Origin of the sequence: Endozoicomonas sp. ONNA1, assembly GCF_024606325.1 — a bacterium.
Lineage (GTDB): Bacteria > Pseudomonadota > Gammaproteobacteria > Pseudomonadales > Endozoicomonadaceae > Endozoicomonas_A.
Map to the genome: position 1 here is coordinate 1 of NZ_JAHHPN010000865.1, position 2,010 is coordinate 2,010.

A 2,010-nucleotide genomic window follows, 5' to 3' on the forward strand; every position below is an offset into this window, starting at 1 on the left:
AAATAGAAGACACTCTCACCATCATCGTAAACCACCTTCAGAAATAACTACGCCACCTAACAACAAAATCCAGCGGATTGCGAACCTCCCCCGTTTTAGTGGACACTCAAATCCAACTGAAACGGTGGGCACTGATTTAAAGGATAACAGTGGACTTTGCCTCAGGTTCTGAAATATTCCGGAAACAGCCGGTCCCACTCATTCTGAATTTCTGTATGCTTTTTCATGTTAGCGTTATAGATGTCCCGCCAATTTCCCTCGTCGCGGTCTTTAGACAACAAATTTATAAACTCCGTGGTTGTTGAGGGGCTAACAGCAACATTTTGATGAAGCAAACAGTGTTTGGCTATTTTTAATTGACTCTTTTCTGAGCATTCTTTCCAGAATTGGTCAATACAATCCCGGTAATCTTTAAGGAACATACGACAAAGAGAAGCTTTATAACGCCGCATCTTAACCAGAGGCAGTCCCTCTGTTTCCGGGCGTGGGGTTGAGTGGTTTTGTGTACTTTCGCTACTGACCTCAGGAATGTCCTTCCAGCAGTCGTCATGCTCATCCGCACGGTTGGCATTCATACCAAAGTCTATGTATTTATCATTGGATTCCGGGAATAGAATCAGGTTAATAACATTTAACATCAATGCCAAAACCGCTTCCCGGGAACAATCACCGTTTGCAACTTTATAGAGCGTAAATAATCTTTCAAACGGATCACCACTCATCCCCTTATAATCTCCTTCATTCAGGAAGATGGTTCTGAACTCAAAATACACATCTTTGAGATCTTTGATTTTGCGATCATAGAATTCCGGATTATTCCAGACAAAGCTTATTGCGTTGGCAGTATTTTCAAAATCAATGGAAAAAAATCCACGAATAATCCTACAAAGTTGCTGTGGATAAGTTTTTGTGATTTTTCCAATGTGCCGGGACAGAATATCCCGACTTAAATCATCCAGCCGTGCTGAGTCGTGGAGTAGATAATCACTTTTCCCCATCACCTCCAGCCATTGTTTCAGACTGAACTCATTGCGCTGATTGACACAAGAATTATATAGAATTCGGGAAAGCTGGTGTGTACTTTCATATACCAGGTCATCCTGATCATTTTCAGGATAAAAGCGGGCATTGTCTAATATCGATGATGAAAACCGCTTGCCTTCAAAAGAACATGCGCAGAAAAAGCCATCTTCAACAGTGGCACTGTTTAACCGCTCTGTATCGAATTTACAGTTCTGAAATATAAAGGATTGCAACACGGTACCCTTCATTGAACAGCCGCTGAAATCAATTCCTTTCAAGAAATGGCTACCCCCGTTCAGCTTAAAGCCATCCAGGGAATCCAGTTTGCCCTCCAACAGTTGTGGGTTTTGCTCAAACAGTAATTGTATGCGCTCTTCACCACAAACCTTGATGAGATTTTTGATGCCCTCGTCAACCATGCTGCCTTTAAAGGTTAACTCATGGTAAAAGACTGACCAGGATTGCGGAAAAAGCTGTTCCAGCGGGCGTCCGTCGGGCCAGTGACTAAAGCGTTGCTTTAGAGTCTGCAACAATTGCCTCTGACTTTCGGGAGAACTCATCTCAAGCAGGTTCAACTCGTCAAGTAAGGACAGAGGATTGGAAAAACGGGTCTCCTGACGCCCTTCGTACTGAATCACACTTCTGTAGTCATCGGTTGACTGCGCAATGATTTTCTCATTACGGGCGAAGGCGTCCAAACCAGGGAATCCCCCCAAAAACTGGCTTTGATCTTTATAAATTTGTGCATCCAGACGGCCGAGTGCAGCGGAAGTCAGGCGCATACACATGACCCCACCATATTTGTGCCTGGAATCAGTCGTCAGCTCCTCCTCCATGACACGGGAGAATGTATATTCAGTGTCGCATTTCATCCTGCGTGCCGAAAAATATCTGGATGGCTCCATCCCGATCTGAGTACGTCGTTCAAAGGAGCTCAGGGTAGCTTCATTTTCGAGGCTATTGACTATACCCTGCTTACTGTTCCGT

1 protein-coding gene is annotated in these 2,010 nt (G+C 44.1%); it reads right to left on the minus strand.

Going from position 1 to position 2,010, the window contains the following annotated elements; genetic code table 11:
* Nucleotides 1-161: 161 nt before the first annotated feature.
* Nucleotides 162-2,010, minus strand: a 1,849-nt coding sequence (locus tag KDK19_RS20680) for a pentapeptide repeat-containing protein (protein WP_257292844.1), incomplete at its 5' end; no start/stop codon positions are given.